A 24,604-nucleotide genomic window follows, 5' to 3' on the forward strand; every position below is an offset into this window, starting at 1 on the left:
AATAACCAAATGGAACTTGAAAAAGTAAAAGCCAGCTGCCAGCAATTGTTAGCTTAGCTTGTGCTCCGAATTTTGCTTGAAAATTCAGTTAAGGATTTTTATTTGTAATCTTTTATTATAAATTTACGCAACTGTCACAAAAGGCAGACCCTTAGTTAGAATTCAATCCAAAATCAAAAAAATGAAATCCATTCAATCCATCACTTTTATTTTATTATTTATAACACAATTGGGTTTTGCACAAAGTAAGAAAGAAAAATTAGAACAACTTTTTGAGTTTTACGATCAACAAAATCTATTTAACGGTTCTGTTTTTATTTCTGAAAAAGGAGAAACTTTACTAAATAAAGGTTATGGATTATCAAATGTCGATTTAAAAAAAGAAAATAACGCTAACAGCATTTTTCAAATATATTCCATTACAAAAACTTTTACAGCAACGGTAATTTTAAAATTAATAGAAGAAAAAAAACTTTCATTACAGGATAAACTTTCAAAGTTCTATCCGGATTATCCCGATGCAAGTGCTATTTCAATTGAAAGTTTGCTAACCCATACCGCTGGAGTTTATGACTATACCAGAGGAAATGACATGAAAGACCAAACGGAAAAATCATTTATTGAATTTCAAAAAACAAAACCTTTGGATTTTCCAGTTGGAACTGACTGGAGTTATTCTAACTCAGGATATTATTTTCTAGGCTATGTAATTCAGAAAGTTACTGGAATGAGTTACGAAAAAGCAGTTGAAAAATACATCTTTAAACCATTGAAAATGAAGCAAAGTGGTTTTGCTTTTAAAAATCTAAAAAGTGAAAATAAAACCACTGGCTATGAGATTTTTTCTGAAAAAGAACAAAAACCATCGATTGTTTATGATCCGCCTATGCCTTTTGCAGCTGGTGGAATATACTCAACTGTTGAAGATTTAAACAAATATTATAATGGCCTAAAAAACTACAAAATTATCTCCAAAGAAAGTTTAGAAAAAGCATATACACCTTTCAAAAACAATTATGGCTATGGTTGGATTACAAGGCCAATGTTTAAAAAAATGACAGTTGGTCATAGTGGTTATGGAGCTGGTTTTTGCAGCAATTTTGTTCAAATTCCCGAAGATGATATCTGCATTATACTGCTTACAAATACAGAAAGAGGTTTAGACACTCCCACTTATGCTATAATGAAAACTTTGTATAATTTATACAATAAAGATTATAAAATACCAGTTGTAGCCAACATGAGCTCAGAAACTTTAAATCAATATGAGGGAACTTATCAAATAGAAGACAATTTTGTAGTTTACCTTACAACTGAAAACAATAAATTAAAATTGCAAAGTGGAAACGGACCCACAACTATTCTATATCCTGTAAAAGAAAATTTATTTTACGCTGAAGAATTAATGGGTGATGTAATTTTTGAAAGAAACAACACTTCAGAAATACAGTCTTTAAGTTTTCATGTAGGAAATCAACTAAAAAAAGCAAAAAAAATATTTCCTTCCTGGGGAATTGTAGGAAGTGCCACAGAAAAAGGCTGGGAAGGTCCTGATGCAAAACTTTTTGAAACTGAAACAAAAGGAATTTGGACAATTAAAAATGTGACTTTAAAAACAGGAGAGTTTAAATTTCGTTTTAATGACGACTGGACTTTAAATTTTGGAAAAGATATGAGCGACGGTATAATGCCAAAAGGAAATAATATAGAAATTTTAACCGGTGTTTATGATATTGTTTTGGACATAACTGATTACGAAAAACCAAAATACAAAATTTTCAAGAAAAGTTAAAAACAGCCTGTAACAGCGAAAGGATTCGCTGCCGCGTATAGCATGAACAATGAAGCCGGTATTGAACGGAACCGCTGAAATTCTGCAAACATGTTTTTTTCGATAAATGAGTTACAAGAATTTGAAGAGGCTGTTGCGCCTCTTTTTTTGAGGTAGTTTCTGCTTGGTTTTTTAGTATTTTCTATCGCTTTTAATCATACTCGTTTTAACTAATTTACTGTAACATTAAATTAAAAAAGATATTTATTCTTTTGAACTATATCCCAGTTTTCAAGTATGTATGTGCCGCACAAGCCTCCTTTTACTTCAGCTGCAAAATAATAGTCTTCAAATTTATTGTTCTCTTTAATACTTTCCATTATTGGCTTAAAACCATATTGAACATTTATTCTTCCTTTAAATTTGTAAAAGATAGTTCTGTTTTCTGAATAAGTGGAAATGCCTGTTATTTCACATTTTTCTAATAGTGAAGGGCGTTTTTTTGAATTGTAAATATTGTAGTAATTGAATGGAATTAAAATTATGCCTGAAACAAAATATGCGATTACGGCTATTTTAAAGATATGTATTCCTAGTAACAAATATTTATCTTTTTTTTCAAGCTTACTATATTGTTTCAGTATCTCTTTTAATTGCAGAATAGTACAACTTGCTAACAGAATTGCAAATACGGTAAACAATAGCCAATAAGGATAATTTATAATGACATCTTTTGATTTTACAAACAAAAAATAAACCAATACAAATCCTGTTAACTTAAACCAATCTACGATTGTTAGTTTGCTGTTTACTTTATTTTCTCTTCTTTTCATATTTTTAAATTTATGCTGCACCTCTTAGTTTCTTTTGACCTTCATCAACCGCTTTTTCCGGTGGTTCCTGGTTTTCTTCTACCTGTTTTATGGCTTCACTTGGGTACGGGGCACCTGTAAACTCTGGCGTAGCGTAAATGACCTGCTGTGTCGGTACAGAAGCAATAAGCTTTATCATAAAATATAAAAAAACCTCACAGCATACGAGTTTTTTTTGGCTATTCTCTATAGATTATCATTACGCCACATGAAAGGATTCCTGAGGGAGCAGGGTAAATTAATCTTTTTTTAATTCGTCAAAAAGACTTATCACTTTATTATAAAGTCATCCGAATACGATATTTCATTTTTATTGAATTCATCGTATCCATTCATCACTTTTACGCTAAACTTTCCTTTTTTCGAATTTTCCCTAATAGATTCATTTTTCTTTTTAGTGTATTTAGGAGAATCTAATAATTCCGGCTGTTCAATTTTAAACATTAAATCTAAAATTGCATTTCTTTCCGAAATCAAAGTGAGTTCTAAAGGCATTGTAAAAGGTTTAGAAAAAACATCTTTCGAATATAATATCCAAATATGCTCTTTGCAATCATATTTTTCTAATTGAACATTCAAAAATCTATTTTTGCTATCATTATTTTTGACATTCAAAACTATATCCTCTTTGACATTATATTCTTTTTTTTTGCATTTTGACCTCTAAAAGTTGTGAAAAACTAAAGAAAGGAATTAGAATTACTACAATTAAAATTTTCATTTTTTTTATTAGTTTGTTGGTGTACCAGTAGTTGATGGAGAAGCGGTTGCAGACGGAGGAGTATTTTTTATCTCTGTCCCGCCATTTGTCGAATGATTTTTTGTAGGATACTGTACTTTAACCAGAATTTCATCATTCCCTTCTGCCCTATATTTCAATAAATCACCCCTGATACGCAAAGTCTTATTCGCAATGTTGCGTAAATGTCCATGACTTTGCGCCATTTCAAACAAATATACTTAAAAACATATACCTCTTAAAGCCTCTAACATTAAAACAAAAGTTCATAATACAAAAATCCTAACAAGGCATGAAAGGAAAAAGTCGGGAGACTTTTGAGATGTATCAAAATTCTAATAACTAAAAAAAATTGCGTAAAGTCAGTGACATTTGCCAGCTTTTCAGGTGAACACTTCGGAGAGCTGGGCTGGGAAAATAAATATTACTTAACCACAATAATTTACATTTGTCTAATCTGATGCTTTATCAATTAATTGAATTGAATCAATATAGTACATATTAAAGTTAAATTCTTTTACACTTAATTTTAAAGAGTATTTTTTATAGAACCCTTTTTTCTCACTTTCCTCTTTAGAAACTTTATTAACAATATTAAATGGTCTATCGAAAGTTTTTCCTTGAAAATCAAATATTACACCATCAACTTTCCTTGTGTAATATCCTTTTATACTTACTATATAGTCTTTATTCTGAACTTTACTAATAGAGAAAAAATTATAAGACATAAATAAGGTGCTAAATAGAATAGAAAAAGCATAAATTATAATAATTGAATTAAAGACACTTAAATCAGTAATCCATTTTTTCTTTTTGTTTAGTTTTAAAAAGATGAAATAAAAAATAATAGAAATACAAATAACAACTAAAAAAAACAGGTAAGTTGTAAATATAAAATTTAAATAAAGAAGGTAAAACAGAAAGTTTACACCTATTAATACTCCCAAAAATAACTTATTTTCTAGTAACATACTATTCCTCTTTTTTATTATTATTCTTATTTTGAATTTTTTCTTTTACGTAGTCCTTACCTTTTTTAGCACCTTCAACTACAATTTTCTTTTTTATTTCTTTTTTAGCATTTCCTTTTGCCGCCTCAACTGCTGCCTTTTTTGAGTTTTTGATAGCAATATTAAGTTGATTTAAATCATTTTTAATACGAGCTTCGCCTTTTCCTAGTTGCATATTTCTCTCTAATTTTGCCAATTTTGTATATAATTTTCTATTAGATTCTTTTAGTGAATCCATAAGTTCATCTGCTCTTTTTCCAAGTTTTTTATCTAAAAGTGTTGTAAAAACAGCCTCAATAAATTCAGATGTAAAATCTACATCTGAAAGTTCATTTATCTCCCCTTTCTCATATTTTGATAAAATACTGGTAACCATCGACTTTGTTACATCAATAGCAAACTTCCCTCCTTTGCTTTTTGCAATTTTAGCAACCCTATTTGCAGTTCCTGCACCAGAAACAAAACTTGATAGTCCATATGTAATCAATCCATCGACAGCCGCTGTACCCCAAGCAACGTTTTTAAATGCTGTTTTATAGTCCTGCCCTTCAAGTATCCAGTTAGTAAGAAAATCTGTGCCCGCAGACATAGCAAATGAAGAAATTGCCTCTACAACTGCAGTAATAGGGTCTCTTCCATCAGGATCTAAAAACTTAATTGGATTATTAAAAGTATAAATGTATGTCCCTACATTTGGGTACTTTTCTGCCAACGGATCAACATTCAACCATATACTGGACTTCATATCCAAATATCTGGCCCCATAATAACTCAAATTCGTTTCCCTATCTAATTCCTTGCCATTAAACAAATAAGGATTAGAAAAACTAGAACTATGTTCTTCAAATAAAACCTCTCCAAAAGCGATATACTCCACGTGCTGTGAAACAGAACCGTTTTTGGTTGTAATATACGAAGTGCTTCCCAAATGATCGGGATGAAAATAGAAAATATCATTCTCCGGCATTCCTGTTCCGGTAAAACCTTCTCCTGACTGTACGGTGGCTGGCTCTACAGGAGGACCAAATTGTACAGGCGGTCCCGGCACATCGCCCGGTGCATTGAATATAGGATTTCTTGGCCAGCCTTCAGGCGGTTCCTGGTTTTCTTCTACCGGTTTTATGACTTCACTTGGGTACGGATCGCCTGTGAATTCTGGTGTGGCATAAATGCCCTGCTGTGTTGGCGGACCTGGCGGTACTCCTAAACTTTTAACATAAGTGTCTAATGCCTTTTGCTGCTCTGCAGTCAATTTGCCATAATTAACGCCTCCCGCTGTTAATTTTAAAGGCTGTGCAAAAGCGCCGTTACCCAGTTTACTTACAATACGTCCTGCTCCTTCAAAATAATGTTTGGTAAATTTTCCTTTGCTGATTACAAAATAAGGAGAAACATATCCCGTGTAATCATCAGTATGCACAATGGTTGCTGCCGTTTCTCCGTTTATGGCAACATTCTGTGAATCACCTGAACTTTTTATTACTCTTTCTCCATTTGCGTCATAAGTATATTGATGGATTCTTCCGTTATCATTAATTCCCATTAAACGGTTTTCTTCGTCCCAGGTCATTTTTCTAAAACTTTTTTCTTCGGTATAACTGGTTGGGTTTCCGTTGCCGTCATAAACATATTGTCTTGGTTCTGCTTTTCCTGCCTCAGCAATTTTATTTGGTGCATTAGGATGCAGTTCATTATCGTAATTATACTCTAACACATAGCCTTTCTGCTCATTGTTTACCATATGTACCAAGTCTTTTTTGGTAATATTATGCATTTTGTTGTAGCTCATGTTCAGCTCATAACTGGCTTTGTTAAACTCACCCTGATACGTGGCCTTTGCCGATTTTAAACGGTAAAAATCATCGTACTGGTATTCGTGCGCAGAAGTTCCTCCCAATGTATTATTAACAATTGGCGCAGTATTTTTTATACTCAGTACATTTCCAACCAAATCATAACTATAAGAATTGTTCATGACTTGCCTTGAACCGCTTTTTACCTGCAATTGCTGTAAACGTCTCATTACAGGATCGTAAGTATAATTGGTTTCGGTGTCGTTTCCGTATTTCAAATATTTACGCTGTTCAAATTCGTCATAACTTAATTGTTTAATATAGTCATAAGTATGACTTTCTTTTTTCCCCTGCATACTTTGCAGGTTTCCAGCGCGGTTATAGGTATATTCTACCACTTCGCCATCTGGGTAGGTCATCTTCTGAATACGGTTCCAGGTATCATATTCATATTGCGAGATATAGGTTTGTATATCAGTTGGCGTAATACGAAGTGTTCTAATCTCTTTTTCTACCTCTCCCAATTTACCATAGAAAAACTCCTGTCCGCCGCTGGCATCCTGTACAAACCACAATCTGCCCCGGCGCGAAGCCGTACCGTCCGCTTTCCCGTAATTGTACTGTACATTATTCTGCGGGTTTTTAGGGTATTTTATGCTTTCCAAACGATTGTAATTATATACATATTGTATAGCACCGCCATTAGGAACTGTATTTTTAATATCTTGTGTGACACGTGTGATCAGGTTTCCTGCTAAATCGTACTCCATTTTTGTTGTTCCCGCATCTGGATGAGTAAACTCTATACGTCGTCCTAACCAGTCGTAACTACTTTTGATAAGGTGATCCATCGCATCGGTTACTTTAATCACTTCGCCCAGTGCATTGGTCTCAAACTTTGTGGTCAGATCGTTGTGCATACTGGCAATATTCTGTCCTGTAGCATCTGTAAAAGTCTCTGTTGTTTTGTTTAAGGCATCGGTTTGTGTTGTTCTTAAAACAGGCAGACCATCGTAGTTTTCTATTGCAAAAACGGTGGTATTGGTGCTTCCATCCGGCAATGTTACTTTTACTGGACGATTTACCTCATCGTACTCTGTTTTAGTTGGTGTTACATTTGATACCGCTGTACTGAAATTATTGTCTATTGTTGTGCTTGTGGTTGGGTAATAGTTTGTTATTGCTCTTCCCAATCCATCATAAATTGTTTTTCCTGAAATAATCAGTGCTTCCTGGTCAGCACTGCCTGCCTGGGTAAACAAACTGGCCGTTTTTTTAACCTGTAAAGCTCTTTCTAATCCATCGGTATAGGTATAGGTTTCAATATCCTTGTCAAACTCGGGATCGTAATTTTTAGTTTTGGCGTAAGGTACTTTGGCTTCTGGAAAATACTCATACGCAATGGTGTACGGTTTGCCTGAAGCTATTTCGTAAGGCGCTTTTATTGTTGCCGTACGTCCTTTCGCGTCCAGTGTATAAAGAGTGCTTTGGTCATTTCTATCTGTAGTTTTTATAACCGCTGCATATCGGTAATCAAACTCCATTTTGTTTTGATAGCCGAAAGCATCTTTAATCTCGGTCATGTATTGATGATTTTCGGTATCAAATACATATTCCAAAGTCATACGCTGTGCCTTATCATTTGATGGGCCTGTAATTTTCTGCAGGTTTCCGTAGGTATCATATTCGATATCCGTAATGGCGATTTTATCTGCGGCAGCGTAATTTTTAATCTGTGTAACCTCAGCCGTTGTGGTATTAATAGTCGTCGCTCTTTTTCTTTTTAAACCTTCTGTTGTAAATACTTCCAGCTGTTTTGGAATTCCGCCGTAATAGGGCGTTGTACTTTCGTAATAGCTGATTTTTGCTGTTACTTTATCATCGGCAGAACCGTTTCCTAAATCTTCGTACTGGATAATATTTCCGTTGGCATCATATGTATTGAAAGTATTGGTTTCTAAAAATTCACTTCCTCCTTCATACACTTTCTGATTGGCATGAATTAATCCCACGAAAATTCTTTTGGCATCACAAGAAGGCAAATTCAGTTCTGAAACAGGAACACCCGCCTGCGTAACCACATCAACAAAACTATATTCGTTTTCTGACTCCTGACGCATTTTGCCGTTTTTGTCTAAAGTATAACTGTATCTTAAAAGATTTTTTCTGAAATAATCCTGATTGTAAAACTCCTGTACGGTAGTCGTAAAAACAGAATTATCTGCGGCATCAATCTGTTCCTCAATCACTTTTCCAAATCCGTAAAACTCTCTTTCACGACGATCCTGAAATCCGTCTTCGTATCTGAATTTCGAAATAGAATGATCAATTCCGTCGCCTGTATGTCCATCAAAAACATCAACAGACTGCAATACCCATTTGGCTGACGGATTTTCGTAACTTGGTTTTACTAATTCATAATCAACTGTATAACTATTTCCTGCACCGTTTGCAACACTTTTTAGTTTGTTGGTTCTTTTGATGTTGGAAAGTCGGACCAGAAGTTTATCCTGATCTGTAGAAAGAATATAGTCCAGATTCCCGTCTCCATCTATGTCTGAGAAAGAAGCTTCACTTCGGGAGGTACTGGCTCCAAAACTTCCTCCAAAACTCGGGGTCAGCTTCATGACAATGAACGGCGGAACCAAAGGAATATCATAAGAAGCTCCTAAACTTCCTCCGTAACTTACCCCCGTATTTCGGGTCATTTTTTCATAACGTGGATAACTTACCGCTGCTGCGAATGTGTTCCCCATATTTAATTGTACCGAAACCTCATTATCTCTGTACTCAATTTTATCCGCCAGACCATCTCCATTGATATCTAAAAATGAATGACTATTATCTGACGTACTGCGCGAATAATTTAGTCCTCCTGAAAAAGAGCCGTTCATAACACTGTACCCCGCACTTCCTCCAATATCTAAAGAAGTCCCTTTATTAATGACATTCATGTTTTCCCAGCGTTCAGCAGGTAAAAATCCATACCCCGTATTCAGGGATACCATTTCATTAGTTTCAATTCGGTCTGCCAGTCCGTCACCGTTGATATCTGAATAAATTTGATCTGAACGGTCTTCTCCTTTTCCAACTGTCCCTCCTAAACTTACGGTGCCTCCCGCTTTTAATGCTTCCTGAATACTTCCGCCTGCACCCGAAGAAAACTTAACTTTTCCTTTACTTACCGTCATCTGCAGGGAACTCTGAGGGGAACCATGATTGTAACTTCCCGACAAACTTCCTCCTGTACTACTCGTCTTAGAATGGCTGAAATCTCCAATATTGGTAATTTCACTGGTTTTACCACCAATTGGCGAAGTATACTGCACTTTATTGTCTATAATATAATCCGGGAACCGGTCTCCATTCATATCACTCATGGTCTGGACAACGAAAGTATCACCATTGGATTTTGTCAATCCACCGCTTATTCCTCCGGCACCGCCTCCTACTCCTGCACCCCCGCCAATGCTTCGGCTTTTACTTTCCGAAATCATATCCAAAGCCTCTGTTTCGCCACTACCTAATAATTCGGTCAAAGGAGATGAGAAATCGGTATATTCTGCAAAGTCATCTTCTCCCAAACGGTTGGTTCCCATAAACTCATTTTGGATAAAGCTGGCTTTTTCTCCTCCATACAGAATATTATCAGAATAGACTGCACTCATTGGGAAAAAATATTCTTTTCCTGTATCAAACTCGCCAGGCATATTATCCGGATCCAGATTGTTTGGATCAGGGAAATTATCAGGATCAATACCGCTGTTGTTTTCAAATTTAAGTTTAGACTGATCAATAAGGTTTCCGGCCAGATCTCCATTTACAACAAAACGTCCCCAGTTTTTGTATTGAAGCCCAAAATTATTTTCCGTTTCGTTTAAGTCTGTGAAAATGGAGAAATCATCTGTATCTTTTGTCCATACAACAGGATTGGCAGGATCAGTAACGGAGTCCGTTATTTCGTAAGTAATTTTTAAAGCATTGGCTTTTGGATATGCCGTTATCACTTCGTTTAGTGCGGTATTGCTTACATAAATTTCTAAATCTAACGGAACATTCTTTTGAGTCTCGGCATAATTATAATTCAAATCGAAAGCAGAAGTTACAGGACTTAAGACTCCATTAGTAACCACATAAGTTACTCTACCAACTAATTGACCATTTTGTTTTGCTGTAACATTTACATTTCCATTATATTTAAAACCGGTAATTGGATTACTTAAAGTATAACTTGCCGGATTAATGAAAAGTTTTAATTTCCCGGTTACGTCTGGTTTTATACCGTCAATTACATAATTTCCGTCAATTTTAGAATAAAAACTATGTCCGACATCTACTTTTCGAATATTGTCTTCCGGTCTGGAATCTGCCAGGGTTGGTAAAGTCACAGAAGGATTGCTAAACAATGATTTAACATCAATATTAGCAGCCGATTCTAATGTCATTGTTACAAAAGTGTTGTCGTCCGGAATTGAAAAAGAAAGCGATCCAAGATTAAAATCAACTACCTCTGAAGCTAAAAACTTTCTTTCGAATAGTATTGTTGATCCTGCGACATTAATCACATTTTTCACAATCTTCAAAGCAACATGATCTGACGTTACCGGTTTTGTAAATTTCCCGGAAAATGATATTAATCCCGCCTTTGGAACTACAACTGAATTCGCCTGACTGGCAAAAAAATCAGCTGAAGCGTGAAAGCTCTGTAAAGAAATTAAATTGGCATCTTTTGCCGATGCACTTACTGCTTCCAAAGAATTCGATGCCGTAGTCCTTTTTTCGACTTGTGTATATACTATTTTAGGATCCCATATTACTTTGTCATAATTTCCATCTTTTATAGAACTTATCCTAAAATACAAGCGTTCGCCTTTCTCTACACTAAGTGTTTGTGTCGCTTTATTTTTGACCGTATAATCTACTGCTCCAATAACCTGATCCCATAATAAAACACCCCCTTTTTGAAAATACAAATGCACTCCATCGGCCTTATCAACACCGTCTCTGGTTTTGTATTCCTGTCTTTCTTCTGAAGTATCTTCAATAAGCTGAAAACTTTGATTCACCACGATTGTACCTTTTGCAGGAGCCTGCCACACACGCACCACGTCATGCAAAGGGTTTTTAGCTAATAACTGCTCAAGTTCCTGTGTACGGTCCGGTTTAGTTAGTGCTAAATCGCCGCCGCCCGAAACCGGAGATGGTGTTTCTAAACTTGATGTTAAAAACACAGGTACACCATTGACAATTCGGTTATAATATACTCTTCCGTTATTTACAAAATCGACTAGTCCGTCTCCATTAAAATCCATAAAATAACTGAGCGTTCTATTGGTCGATCTTTGTTCATCATAACCAACATTAGCAGAAGCTGCGCCAAAACCAACACTTGCATCAACACCCCAGCTGAAAGATTTATTTTTAAATACGCCAAGGTTTTTTATTCCGGCAATTTTTATGGCTTCACCAAATGTATTGGGCTGCGCTGCATGCAGATTCTTTCTGTAATAAATATCGTTCCCAATTTTAAAAACTTTATCCGGGTAAGAATCACCATCTAAATCTTCTAATACAATAGAAGTCTCTGATTTTCCCCATCCGTTTGCACCGTGCGCACCAATTGTATTGTTTTTAAATGTACCCAAAGTAGGAAGACCAACCCCTAACCTGTAATTGACAGAGGTATTTGTTCCGCTTGTACTTCCCGCAAGAGTGTTGTTGCTTTCAAAACCTTTAATTCCGGTAAAACCTTCTTTTATATTATCAGATGGTACATTCCAATTCTGTTCCGGTCCAAACGGATTGTATTTTCCTGAAGCATCACGAACATCATCAAAATACTCTAAGGTATTGGTATAAAACAATTTTGACTCTGAATCATACTCCGAAATTGATTCTAATAAAGTCTTTTTGAAAGCGCCTTCTTTAAATTTCAGTTCGTAACTGCGGATCATATCGTTTTTATACCGAACTTCAATTTTGCGCAGTAACTGATTGTTCAGCTGTTTAAATCCTAATCTGGCCGAAACCTGAACATCTGAACGGTTTGCTTCGCCAAGATCTGAGTTTTTTACAAAAGTGACGCTATAATTCCCTTTTTGTGATCCAAAACCAGTATAATATACTTTTTTAAGATACAATTCTCCATCACGTTTATCGTATTCATATTCAACTGTATTCCCTTTTAAATCGACCTGAAGACAAAGTGCCCAATGTCCAATATTTCCATTGCCATCCTGCAAAACACCATTTACAGCAAGTCCGGAAGCATTTCCTCCATAATAACTTGCCACTCCGCTTTTATCTTTTACAACCCAATAATAATTTTTAGGCGATGAGCCTTTACGGATAATCTGCTGAAAAGCACCTTCCCGTCTTGGATAAAACTGTTTGTCAGAAGTTCTGCCAATCCATTCGGCTCTGTGTGAATTCGGGATCAGAGCTTCGCCGGCAATGCTATAACTTTCTGTTTCATTGGCGGCATCGTATCTGGGTGCTCCCCAGCGTGTCTCAATATTAACAGAAGGTGCCGAAATATCCCAGCCCATTCCTGCCCAGCTGTGTCCGCCGTCACTGTCGTACTGCAGATTCAATGATGGCTGCATTCCTCCTCTTCCATTCGGAATAACAATAGTAAAACCAGTACTCATAGTTCCTCTTCCGTTTGCCGAAGGCGGTGCAATAGACTGAATTCCTACTAACGGACTAGCCGCTTTTAAATCTTTAATACTTGTTGGCGTATAACCGGATGTTTCAGGCGATTCGGGCATTTTTATAATCCCGGCAATAAAGTCAGTAAAATGAGTGGTTTTGGCCTTAATAATTCCTTGTTTGATGTCAAGGGAATCTTTGGTTACTTCCTGCCAAAGACGTTTGTTTTCATCGAAATAAAATACATTGATGTCTTTCTCTGTATAACCTTCGGGAATTGTTTTTTTGTCGTATGGAAGTGAAAGTGTAACCGCTTTTTCAAAGATAGTACCGTGCGGCAATAAACGAAAACCTGCATTTACAGCCGTCACATTGACCATTGCTGAATTTAATGGCGCAATGTCAATTTTACGCAAACCGCTTACAGAAACTTTTACATTGTTTTTTAACGCTCCGGCCGGAAAAACCGCCAGGAAATCTTTATATTCTAAAGAACCGGCTGTTTCAAAACTGATCATTTTTGAAATACGCTCTTTGGCATTTTCAATGGGTCTGAAACTTTCTGCTCTAAAAAAATGTGCTGTCTCTATTTTTTCATTTACAATGATTCCTGAAACCGTTTCTTTTATAACAGCAATTGATTCACCTGCATTTGAGGAATCTAAAACCAATTCAAATTCCGGCTGGTTTACATCTACAGCAATTCCTGCAATGGTCATTTTTTTAATCTGCGAAGGAAAATTTACACCTTTGATGTATAATTTATCAGCGGTTTTTAGTAATGTAAAATCAGAATTCCGGCTGCCGTTTTTATATACTATTCGTACATTTTTAATTTTATATGCATTTCCTTCAGGAGCTGTAAATAAAAGTACATTATCTCCTTTTCTCAATGATTTTTCAGATAATAATTCTGACTGCGCTGTCCAGGATTTGCTGTAAGACAAAAACTGCCCTCCAATACTAGGCTGATTGTTCAGACTTCTCGAAACAGAGGCTGCCTGATCGTAACCGAATAATTCATATTCTAAATAAGCGTTTTCATTTTGTGCCGGAAGTTCATCTATCTTTAAATGAAAAACGTTATCATACGCATCGTCAATATCTTCAGAATTATAAACTCCAATAATCCCTTCTTTAATATCCGCTGTGAATAGTCTGGTAGTTTTATTTTCATTTTTTAAAACCATGGCCGAATCCAAAACGGAAACTGTTTTTGCTTCCGGTCTGTTATCAGAAAAAAATGAGGCTATTTTATATTCGCCCATATTAGCGGCAAACAAAAAAGCTCCTATTAAAAATACCAATATTATTATTCTATTTTTCATACGCAGGTTCAATCGATTTGAAAAAATCGGTTTTATATTTTTCTAATCCGGATAATTTTTATCTCAAATTATTTCACAATTACTTTAAAAGTCTTCTTTCCAAAATCGGAAGTCACATTTACCAGGTACATTCCCGATGGCCCTTTTATGATGTCTTCATGCAGATACGTTTCCATCTGACTGTATTTCTTTTCATTTAAAAGCGATCCGCTGACAGAATAGATGCTTATTACAACATCCGTTTTTTTAGGAAACTGCATCGCAATTGCAAATTTGCCATCAGTAGTGGGGTTTGGATATAATAGTAAAACACTTGAATTGGTAAATTCTACTCCATCACTTGCCACAGCAATCATTTTGGACGTTTTACATTCTTGTTCGTTTATCAGCCGAATCTCATAATTACCTGGCTGATCAATTAAGATTTTTGAATTATCATCTATAAAATTACCTTCATAAAACCATTGGTATTGGTAATTTCCGGAAGGTAAATCCTTAGCGGCATCCAAAAGCAGCGCATTTCCATCGGTAAGCAGATAATCTGATTTTAAGTTTGGAAAAGTTCCTTCTTTATCAGCAACAAAAACCGTTTCTGAATACATATTCCCGTTTTTATCTTTTACGATATAATCATAAGTTCCCGATGAAAGCTGTACACCTGTCTTACTTTTAGCTGCCTGGTTCCATTGTTTTATAACCGTTTCGCTTCCTTCTTTTTTAACCGTAACGGTAAAAGGAGCTTCTCCGCCTTCTATTGTATAATTTAATTCTCCGGATCCTGAAACCCCGCAAAGTGCTTCGGTTATCCAGACTCTGCTGAACATTTGCGGTGCTACTTTTAAGGTAAATTTTGCTGTTCCTGATTTTTGTTTATTCCAGTCAAAATCTTTTAAAACCAATTTTTCAGTGCCGGAAGTACTTCCTAAACGAATGTATTGGGAATCATTTTCATCGTAAGTGCCTTTACCGGAATAATCTACTAAAAGCCAGTAATAGGTATCTTTGGGTAATGTTCCTTTTATAAACGCAGGATTAAAAGTCCAGTCCAGACTCAAATCGCCCGGATTAGAATAATCGAGCAGCCATTCTCTGGAAACACCAATTGGTTCTCCCTGTTCTTGTTTTTTTACTAAGAGATTTTTTCCGTTATCGCTCCAAAAGGCAAAAAAGTTGTTCGGAAACGTATTCGATTTGCTTTTTACTTCAAAAGTCATAAGCCCTTCCTCTATCATATTATTGCTTTTTAACTGCAATAATCCGCTGGCATCGTCACGGCCGACTGCTGTAATTGATGAAGTAAAACCTTTGTGTTTTTCGACATCCCAAATGGTTTCTCCCTGACTGTTTACATAATTTTTATTGTCAAAATTTGATAACGAGATTCCATATTTAATGGCAAGGTAACTTACTGCTTTCTGCGTTTCTAAACCTGATAAAACACGATCATAAATTACGATCTCACTTATATTTCCTTTAAAATCCTGTGGCGGCAGTTTTTCATTTTTTGCCTTTTGTCCAATAGTCAGCGAAGACAATTTTGCGACCGTATCGGTTACATTTTGCTGAAAAAAATGAATATTGGCTTTATGCGGTTTTATTTTTTCCTGATAAGACTGATAGGAATATTTTTTTAAATCGACTAAACGTTTGTTTGTAGCTCCCGAAATTATTCTTTGAGGATCGTTTATCGTCCATAAAAACTGTTCTTTTAAACTGTCTTTTACTTTATATACCATAAAAAGTGTCTGACGTCTTTTACTTTCGAGCCCCAATGGCACAATTAAAGAATCCTGAGCACTATCTATAACGATACTGGGATTAAAATTAAAAGAAGCTCCGTCGTGTTTCCTGGCAGATATTTTTGCTTCTTTGTTATTAATTAGACTTTCCCAATAATAATTATCTCCTGCATTTCTGGATTTAAGCCAAAAAAAAGGTTCTAAAACTGCTCCGGGAAGTACTTTATTTTGTGAAAAAGCTGCATTCCCAATTAGAAACGCTGTCATATTTACCAATAAAAAAATCCTTTTATTCATGGTGTAAAGTGATTTTTACAATAAGTCAGGTTTAGAAATTACCCAAATCATCAAAGTCAAAAGAATAACCAATAATTAATGAAATACTATTGATTTTGTTTTTGTTTTCGCTGTAGCGATGTCCGTTTTCTTCGGTCGTTAAAGCATCTGTAAGCCCTAAAGAATATCTTGCTCCAACAGAAAGATTATTGCTAAATTCATATCCTGCAGATAAAACGCCGTAGAAATAATTTTTCCCCGTAAGAGATTCTTTTAGTACTTTCTGCACATTGGCATCTGGTTCAAAATACACTCCCGAATTGGCAAATAACTGCTGTGCATTGGAGGAATATTTGATGTTATCACTGGCAATATTAAAGCCTGCATAAGGACCAACTCCAATATAAAATCCTTCAGTTGGATAAAACTTAAACTGTGCGCCGACATTGATATAGCTGTAACCAAATGTCATTTTATATTTAAGCCCTTTTACATCTTCATAATTCAAATCGGTTCCCTGACCCGAGTATGAAACTTCGGTCTGGATAGCAACTTTTGCGTAAGGATATTTCCAGTTAATGAAAAAACCACCGGTTCCGCCAAATTTCCCTTCTTCTTTTAAAGTGTAACCTTCGTAAATACCTTTTGGTACTATCACATCAGGAAGATTTGACATTTTAGAATAAATTCCTCCTCCAAAAAGACCGTACGTAATCTCTCTGTCGCCCTGAGCCAATAAAGATTTTGTGCTCACTAATAAAAGAAGCAAAACAATTTTTTTCATTTTTTTATAAATTACCATTGATGAAAACTATAGCCTAAGGAAAAACAAAAGACACTGCTTTTATTTTGATTTTCGATAAACTGAAAAGAAGAAGCATTACTTTTGATCATATCTTTTACGCCCAGATAGTAGCGAAAGTCAAAATGAATGCTTTGATGAAGCTCATAACCTAATGCGAAACATAATGCAAAATCGTCGTCGCCGTCAAGACCATCTTTATAGAACTGCCTTGTGGCTACATCATACATTCCGCCTGCTTCATTAGATGTATATGTAATATCATTTGGAGATAAATTGATCCCATAAAAAGCTCCGGCACCAAAATTTAATCCTTCATAAGGATAGACTTTGTATAAAGCACCAATTTGCAGAAAAGCATAATTTAAACCAAGTTCGAACTCTTTTCCAACAGCATCTTTGTAAGTAATTTTTTCTCCCGATTGCCTGAATAAGATTTCCGGCTGAATGGCAACCCGTGTATCGTGAAGTTTACAATTTAAAAAGAAACCGCCTTCTAAACCAAATTTACCTTTACTTTCCATAACACTGTTATCAAAAGTGTTGTCTCTTCCTTTTATACTCTCAGGAAGATTGCTGAAACTGGATTGAAGGGCTCCTAATTTTAATCCGTAAGTTATGTTAGTTTCGTTTTGACTATAAACTGAGGTATTAAAAAAAAAACTAAAAATTATTAAGGGTAATAGTACTTTCATTCACAAAAATTTCCGCGAATATATGTATTAATTTTAGCTTCAAACGACAAAACAATCGACTAAAAGACAAAAAAACCGACAAGATACCTGATTTCAGGTACTATTTATTTTAAAGATTACCGATACATTTACCTCCTTTTATTACGCAACCTTACTTCACTTATTACAATTTTAAAATACTATGAAAAAAACAAGTTTACTTTTAGCATTACTTTTATTGTTCACTGCTACAATTCATGCAAAATATATTAAAGCGGTTATATATATGGAAGATGGCACCGTAAAAAAAGGATTGGCAGAAAAAGTAGAATACAATGATTCTAAAGTAAAATTTAAAACGGATGAAGCAGCACAAAAAGAAAAGATTCCCAGTACCGATATCAAAAAAATTGAATTCACTGATGCCAATAATGTAAAATATACTGCCGAGAGATTGTATGCCACAACAGCCAATCTTCTAACCGGAAAATTTTCAAGATCAGGAAAAAAAAGATGGATGTATATTATTTATGATAAAAATGCTAAAATAGGTTATATCACTGAAGCAGGAAGCAGCAGACCTAATGCCGGCGGAACCAGCAGAGTAATTACATACGGCAGTACTTCCTATTTTTTTGGAAAGAAAAACAGTGAAGAACTGGTATTTGGTTATGCAAAATCTGGCGGAAGTGATTTGGCAATTGGTACCGATTCATTAATTCGGAAGATGGCCAAAGAAGCATTTTCAGACTGTCCCAAAATTATAGAAACTATAGATAAAACTGATTTTAAAGTTAAATCGGTAATCGAACAGCTTGAAGCCATTTTTAACAAAAATAAATGTTTGTAATCTAACTACGAGGTATACCATTTTCCAATGCGGAATACTATTCTGAATCTATGGGAGAAAATACTTTTTTTAATACAAAACGAAGATGTTTTTAAGACTGGATCTGTAACTCGTTTTAAACAAATATAGTGTACTTTTGAAACAGAAAAGCAGTATAATCCTTTGAGAATACTGCTTTTTTTATTTTTTGTCTACATTTTATAACATCCGTTACAACCTAAAAAAATGAGCATCGAGCCAGCGTTCTTTCCAACTGCTCCATATCTGTTCGAACTGAACTGTGTTCTCTTTATAATGCATCTTAAACCTTTCTTTTACCACAGAAACCGCACCATGCTCTTTTAATAAACACAAAAAATCATACTGCTCTTTGTGCAGATCGTAAATCGCCAGTTTAAACTTGTGTCTCAGCACCACGCAATAACTTTCTTCACCAAAAGGCAGTACAGGATTTTTTCCATTCCTGAACTCATGATAGTACTTTCGAACCGGAAACTGAAACTTAAACAAGGCCAATACGGGCACTAACTTTAGTTGATCTTCGGGTGTATCAATTGCTGCCAATTGATAATTTTCTTCTGCTTTTTCTTCAAAAAGAACACCAATCGCATATTCAAACCGGGCCAGTTCAATCATAAAATCAATCCAGTCCTCTTTGATATCTTCATTGGCATCGGGCCTGTTATTTTCAAGATAGTCTGCAAAACGGGCTCCTAAAAAAGATAAATTGTAATTAGTCGAAGGGTTTGAAGCGAGATAGTCATCGGCAAAAGCGCAGAAAATGGTTTCGCCTAAAGCATATTCCAATGCACTAAACTGCTGCGACATACAATTTCGTAACCGTGCAATATAACTCCGCTGGTAGATCGCTAAATGTTCCTGAGCTGTAAGTTTATCCGAATGACAGATTACATCTTCAACTGAGGCTGCGTTTACAGCATTCGAAAGTAAATCATCAGGGTTCACTCCTGTCTGCTGGTAAGGATCCAGTAAAAGCTGCTGCATCCATTCCTGAAAGTTTTTTAATGGTATTTTTACCGTATTCTGCATCTTTGGAGCCTGTTAAAATTGGTTTACCGTAAATAGATTCAACGGGTTTGAAACCTGTTCTTTATCAATAGAAATAACTTCTTTTTCAAGCCCGGCAAATGCGGCATCCATATATTGTTTTGATTTCAGTAATTCGGAATGGTACACATCAAAAGCCGGAATATTTCCGTCCCATTCCAATAAAACCGATGCTTCACCGGCCAGTTGATAAGCCTGTTGAAATAATTTCCACACCTGACTGGTTACTTCCCTGTCATGGGTATCTATAATGTAATTCCCGCAATTTTGATGACCTGCCAGATGCATTTGTACAATCTTATCATGCGGAATTCCGTTAATGTATACTGACGGATCAAAATCATTATTAAAAGAAGAAACGTATACATTGTTTACGTCCAGAAGTAATCCACAGCCTGTTTCTTCGGTCATAATTCGTAAAAATTCCCATTCCGGAAGTGTCGAATTATGGAAAGAGGCATATGTACTTGGATTTTCAACAATCAGCGGCCGTTCTAAATAATCCTGAACCTGTCTGATCCTGGTGCAGACATGTTTTAAGGTCTCTTCATTTAGCGGAAGCGGAAGCAAATCGTGTGAATTGGTTGTTAAAACTCCTGTCCAGCACAAATGGTCACTAATCCAGGCAGGTTTTACCTCAGCGGCCAGCTGCTTTAAACTTTTCAGGTAATCCATATTTAAGGGATCGGTGCTTCCTATAGAAAGCGATACCCCGTGCATGACCACGGGATATTTTTCTGCTATTTGATGTAAAATATATCTCGGACGCCCATGCGAATCCATAAAATTCTCAGAAATTACCTCAAACCAGTCTACAGCAGGGTTCTTTTCGAGTATATGTTCAAAATGCTGGCTTCTGAGTCCTAAACCCAATCCTAAATTGGGCAGTCCAAGTCTATTTTCCATGGTCTTTTGATTGGCAGTTTGAAAGACTTTCTGGTAATTTTTCAGCACTTTCTTCTTCCATTTTTAAAACTCTCTGCGTTGCTGCAGCCTTTCTGTCGGCAGGATTGCTGGCATAGGAACAAAATCTTGAACCACTCTGCCCGCAGGAAGAATAATCGACACCGGAAGTACCACGAACTGTATTTACATAATCATCACTTGGTCCGTATTGCTGGGGAGCCTCACCAAAGGGAAGTCCGCTTTCTTTTCTTTTTTCTTCAAAGCGTATTCTGGCTAACTGCCATACACTAAGTCCCTTATTAGGTCCTTGTGCCATAAAACGGGAAGACAAAATAGGTACCCCGCAGCTGCCCTGATAACGGCATTCGTTTTCACCCGGATGGCAGAGTTCTTCTGTGGTTCCAAAAATCCCACAGCCTCCCTGTCCTTTACAGGCATTTAAGGTATGGCAGGGATGACCAACCGCAGTCGAACAATCGCCTTTACCTGCACAATCATTATTTCCTGAATATCCCGCATTTTTGCATGAATTAAGCCCCATGCATACGTGAAGCTCTTTGGTAATTAATTCTGACATATTGTATCTTTTTATATTAGTGTCTGTAAGGTGTAGTGGGTACTTTAGGCATATCGGCTTCGATACTGTAATCCAGTCCTACGTCTGGTAAAGACGGGAAATAGTTTTCGCTTTTAATGGCCCAGCCCCAATTAACAGGATCGGCTTTGGCCAATTGCTCAACCAGGTTCATGATTTGTGCTTTTGGTCTTAAGAAACTCTGCTCAAAAGAAAAAGGCTCAAATGTTAAAGCTCCTTTATAAGCCTGATTGCCTTTGGTATAGGTATATTGATTAATTTGGTTACCAACACCGCTCAAAAGCCAGATCATTGATTTATGGATCCCAAAGATGAACAAGTCATATTGTGTACTTTCATCTTTATAGTAACAGGCTTCAATCATTAAAAGAATATAAGCAAAAACGGCATTACCCAGTTGTGAACATAGTGCCAGTGCCTGATTTCCGGAAGCAATGTAATCGGCTGTTTTGGGGTTGGCATCGGTATCATATACAAAATAGCTGAAAAAATCATCCAGTCCCTGAATACCGCGAAACTTTTTCTGATAATATCCGCCAAGGCTGTAGGCTTCAAGGAATTTGGCAAAATGCGCCGGTTCTTTTCCGGAATCATCATAGTCACCTTTCCAAAAATCTACTTTGCCATCGACAATATCCATAGGTACCGGCATTTTATCTTCGCCCCAGATTAAAGTATGCTGTTGATATTTACTTTTTCCTTCTCCCTGATCAATAATGCGTTCTATAGCTTCAATAGCAGACTGAGCATCGTGTACGCCAACAAGGCCGCCGCTGTCATCTGCATTGGCAAACTGAGGATTGTGCTCTCTGTCATAATGTACGGTATTCATTGAATTCTGAGAATAATAAGGTCTTGGACGTTCCGGCTGAGCAGGAGGAAGTAATTGCGGCCTGTATTCATAAGGTCCCGGAAAATCCTCTTTGATACAGCTGACAATCATTTCGTACAAACGCCCAATGGTCTGATATTCTACTGTACTCAGCAATTGTTCATTTGCGTTAGGGTCTGTAAACGGTTCCGGACTTTCAATCTGCAAAAAAGTAGTCAGTTGTTTCAGGGACAGCTTTGCCGCATTAATTTGAAATTCCGGAATATGCCCGTCTAATTCTGTTGGAAATGTCAGTACTTTTCCAATGCCCATAAGATCTGGTGCTGTCTGACAAACCGCCTGTTTTACATTACAGGCAAGTGCCAGATGCAGCATTTCTTCAATAACAACACTCATAATAAGAGCTGCCGATTTATTCGAATACACCAGTATATCCAGTTTCAGATCCTGTGCCAGTGCGTCAATTTCTGCAGCAGTGCGCTCACCGGATTGTGAAAGCTGTGCCTGAAGCTTCGCATACAGTTTATCCTGATCCTGTGCCCTGTTTATTGAATAATAGGTAGACAAATACGTGGGAATAGTAGCAAGTTCCAGCGCAATGGCCTGCTGCATAACTTCTTTGATATTGTCTTTTGTTACCGAAGTAGAAAATTTAAATAGTTTTTTTGTTTTCATTTATTTTTGGTTAAAGTAGATTATTCGGGACTGATAAACGGATAGTATTTTTCGTCAATAATAGGTTCGATACCGAAAAAATCATTCAGTACAGATTCGGCCGTACAAAATGCACCTTCTACCCAGGCCTGATCGTTTGAGTAGGTTTCTCCGACTATAAAAATTTCACAATCCGTTTTTGGAACAAGCTGAGATGGCTTTCTGATCTTTCTCTGTACATCGCCTAAATTATAGTGCGATTTATAGGCATGGTATCCTGCATTAAAAGGAGGAAGCGACCAGTCCATGTATCTTGTTTCTAAAGGTTCCGGTACATACGAATAATCAGCCTGTGGTCCAAAGTGCAGTGCTGCCAATTGTGAACGAAGCATTTTTACCATTACCGGAGTGGCCTCTCTTGGTCCTTCAAGCGGCTGGCAGTCTCTGGATTCAGGAATTTTACGCGTTGCACCCGGCCCCAGTTCTAGAGCTTTCCAGAATGTGGTATATTGGATATCATCATAACTGGCCAGAACACCGTATACTTTTTTTGCTTTTTCGTCTCTGGCGTTATCTCCAAAATATACCACTTGTCTGATAGGCATATCGGTAATACTTGGGCCAATGGTATCTAATTCGGCTACAGTCGAGATTTGTTTTTCCTGTTTAAAAGTCAAACGTTCTTCGACTGCATTTTCTACCGCAGCTATAAAGCTCGCCTTATCATTAAATGAATTAGCAATAATGACCGGATTTTTAGCCGATTCTATTTTTTTAAGATAGTTAGCCGGGAAATTTTCTTTTCTTAATTTCTCAATTCCTTCTTGTGTCAGGAAATAACTTGTTAGTTTAGCAGGATAAGTCGGGCTTCCGGCCTCGGTTGTTCTCCACCAGGGTGTATCGAAAAACATCCCTATTTTGTATGAAGGTTCCATTAATACAGATTCTAAATACAACTGTACTTTTTCATGATTCAATACATCCATTCCTTCCTCATCACTGTATCTGCTTGCTTGCGCTACTAAGTCAATTGCTGCTCTGGGCATCGCAAGAAATGCGGCATCACATTTTTTTCTTTCTGCAAGTGCATCGGGATCTTTGCGTGCTGCAGTCGTAAAATTGACTCCTGACTTGGTATGCAAAATAGAACGCAGCCTGACATCCGGATAATAATGTAATGTGATTCCTTTTTGTTTTGCCAATTTTTCAACTTTTTCAAATAAGCTGTCAAATAAGCTGGAATATCCTTTTATTAAAGTTTTGTATTCTGTTCCCGGCAAAAATTCATCATTCACGTTAAATGACTGGGCGCTATTAGTGTTTACTACGTTTGAACTATAACCATTCCCATCAGATAAATAACCAAATCCTTCCTGCCCCAGCATATCATACCCCAGGTTCCAATAGCCGATTTCTTTTAGTAAATCTCCTTTTTGAAAGATGGAACTGTCCGGCATATCAATATTGATTCTTCCTTCTTCATAAAATTTACACCATTCTCTTCGGGTAGTCGGGCCTGATGTTTGTGTGATGGCTACAGATTGTATCGTTGTAAAACCATCATCTGGCGGAGCATCCTGAGCATAATTGTTTGCGAAATAGGGAGCCGGCTGGTTAGAATTGATATCTGAGATATACATGTTTTTAGAACGCAGGGACATTAAAGGATCTGCAGATTCATTAAACGGAACTGAATCTTTCTTTAAATCCAATTCTTCAATGGTTTTTGTCACTAAACGATGTCCGGGACCTTTAGGAGTGCCGTCCCAATATAAATATCTCATTCCTCCCAGTTCCAGGTACGAATTGTCTTTGTTGTCTTTATAATGCCAGGTACAGACACGCGCGCCCGGTTCTCTGGTTCCGGGATTCTTTATAGAAAAATCGTATTTCCCCCAGTCGTAGAGTTCCAGTATATCGCCCTTAACGAGCATTTTTTCGTTTTTTTCGAGTTTGGATTTTCCTTCCAGTAATCGCCACGCAGTATAGAGTCCCCCGGCACCTGCTCCAAAAATAGAGTATGTTTTTTTGCTCATGATTGTAT

The 24,604-nt window shown here is 36.5% G+C and carries 16 protein-coding genes; 2 read left to right on the forward strand and 14 right to left on the reverse strand.

Translation table 11 applies throughout. The features are described 5' to 3' along the window. Positions 1-181 precede the first annotated feature (181 nt). A complete protein-coding gene (locus tag ACODST_RS22125; RefSeq protein ID WP_488934262.1) occupies positions 182-1,792 on the forward strand; it encodes a serine hydrolase in 1,611 nt (536 codons plus the stop codon). Between the two features lie 230 nt (positions 1,793-2,022). On the opposite strand, the gene ACODST_RS22130 is transcribed toward ACODST_RS22125, so the two are convergent. The 9 genes from ACODST_RS22130 to ACODST_RS22170 form a co-directional block, all read right to left on the reverse strand. Continuing rightward, entirely contained in the window at positions 2,023-2,604 is a 582-nt protein-coding gene (locus tag ACODST_RS22130) for a hypothetical protein (protein WP_488934263.1), read from the reverse strand. Positions 2,605-2,614: 10 nt separating this feature from the next. Then, entirely contained in the window at positions 2,615-2,782 is a 168-nt protein-coding gene (locus ACODST_RS22135; RefSeq protein WP_488934264.1) for a hypothetical protein, read from the reverse strand. 131 nt (positions 2,783-2,913) lie between these two features. After that, positions 2,914-3,138: a hypothetical protein gene (locus ACODST_RS22140; protein WP_488934265.1), complete on the reverse strand. Its 225-nt coding sequence runs from the start codon at positions 3,136-3,138 to the stop codon at positions 2,914-2,916. Between the two features lie 234 nt (positions 3,139-3,372). Further along, the gene (locus ACODST_RS22145; protein ID WP_488934266.1) at positions 3,373-3,588 is read right to left on the reverse strand and encodes a hypothetical protein; all 216 of its coding nucleotides are present in this window, start codon (positions 3,586-3,588) and stop codon (positions 3,373-3,375) included. A gap of 246 nt (positions 3,589-3,834) precedes the next feature. Next, positions 3,835-4,353 (reverse strand): hypothetical protein, encoded by a 519-nt coding sequence (locus tag ACODST_RS22150; RefSeq protein WP_488934267.1) that lies wholly within the window; start codon positions 4,351-4,353, stop codon positions 3,835-3,837. Position 4,354: 1 nt separating this feature from the next. Further along, on the reverse strand, positions 4,355-14,164 hold the full coding sequence (locus ACODST_RS22155) for a SpvB/TcaC N-terminal domain-containing protein (RefSeq protein WP_488934268.1): 9,810 nt from the start codon (positions 14,162-14,164) through the stop codon (positions 4,355-4,357). Between the two features lie 68 nt (positions 14,165-14,232). Then, positions 14,233-16,200, reverse strand: a complete 1,968-nt coding sequence (locus ACODST_RS22160; RefSeq protein WP_488934269.1) for a T9SS type A sorting domain-containing protein — start codon at positions 16,198-16,200, stop codon at positions 14,233-14,235. A 31-nt stretch (positions 16,201-16,231) separates the two neighbouring features. Continuing rightward, positions 16,232-16,963, reverse strand: coding sequence for an outer membrane beta-barrel protein (locus ACODST_RS22165; protein ID WP_488934270.1), 732 nt, complete (start codon positions 16,961-16,963; stop codon positions 16,232-16,234). Positions 16,964-16,974: 11 nt separating this feature from the next. Next, the gene (locus tag ACODST_RS22170; protein WP_488934271.1) at positions 16,975-17,676 is read right to left on the reverse strand and encodes an outer membrane beta-barrel protein; all 702 of its coding nucleotides are present in this window, start codon (positions 17,674-17,676) and stop codon (positions 16,975-16,977) included. Between the two features lie 181 nt (positions 17,677-17,857). Here ACODST_RS22170 and ACODST_RS22175 point away from each other — a divergent pair, with 181 nt between their 5' ends. Then, a complete protein-coding gene (locus ACODST_RS22175) occupies positions 17,858-18,505 on the forward strand; it encodes a hypothetical protein (RefSeq protein WP_488934272.1) in 648 nt (215 codons plus the stop codon). A gap of 210 nt (positions 18,506-18,715) precedes the next feature. On the opposite strand, the gene ACODST_RS22180 is transcribed toward ACODST_RS22175, so the two are convergent. From ACODST_RS22180 to ACODST_RS22200, 5 genes are read right to left on the reverse strand one after another with little or no spacing between them, the layout of a single operon-like run. Continuing rightward, positions 18,716-19,555: an HvfC/BufC family peptide modification chaperone gene (locus ACODST_RS22180; RefSeq protein ID WP_488934273.1), complete on the reverse strand. Its 840-nt coding sequence runs from the start codon at positions 19,553-19,555 to the stop codon at positions 18,716-18,718. 12 nt (positions 19,556-19,567) lie between these two features. Further along, the gene (bufB, locus tag ACODST_RS22185) at positions 19,568-20,479 is read right to left on the reverse strand and encodes an MNIO family bufferin maturase (protein ID WP_488934274.1); all 912 of its coding nucleotides are present in this window, start codon (positions 20,477-20,479) and stop codon (positions 19,568-19,570) included. Next, entirely contained in the window at positions 20,469-21,056 is a 588-nt protein-coding gene (locus tag ACODST_RS22190; protein ID WP_488934275.1) for a hypothetical protein, read from the reverse strand. The genes bufB and ACODST_RS22190 overlap by 11 nt, the downstream gene beginning before the upstream one ends. Positions 21,057-21,072: 16 nt before the next feature. Beyond that, on the reverse strand, positions 21,073-22,581 hold the full coding sequence (locus ACODST_RS22195; RefSeq protein WP_488934276.1) for a ferritin-like domain-containing protein: 1,509 nt from the start codon (positions 22,579-22,581) through the stop codon (positions 21,073-21,075). 20 nt (positions 22,582-22,601) lie between these two features. Continuing rightward, complete coding sequence (locus tag ACODST_RS22200; RefSeq protein WP_488934277.1) at positions 22,602-24,596, reverse strand: flavin monoamine oxidase family protein; 1,995 nt, start codon at positions 24,594-24,596, stop codon at positions 22,602-22,604. Between the last annotated feature and the right edge of the window lie 8 nt (positions 24,597-24,604).

Source organism: Flavobacterium sp. FG19 (assembly GCF_057809475.1).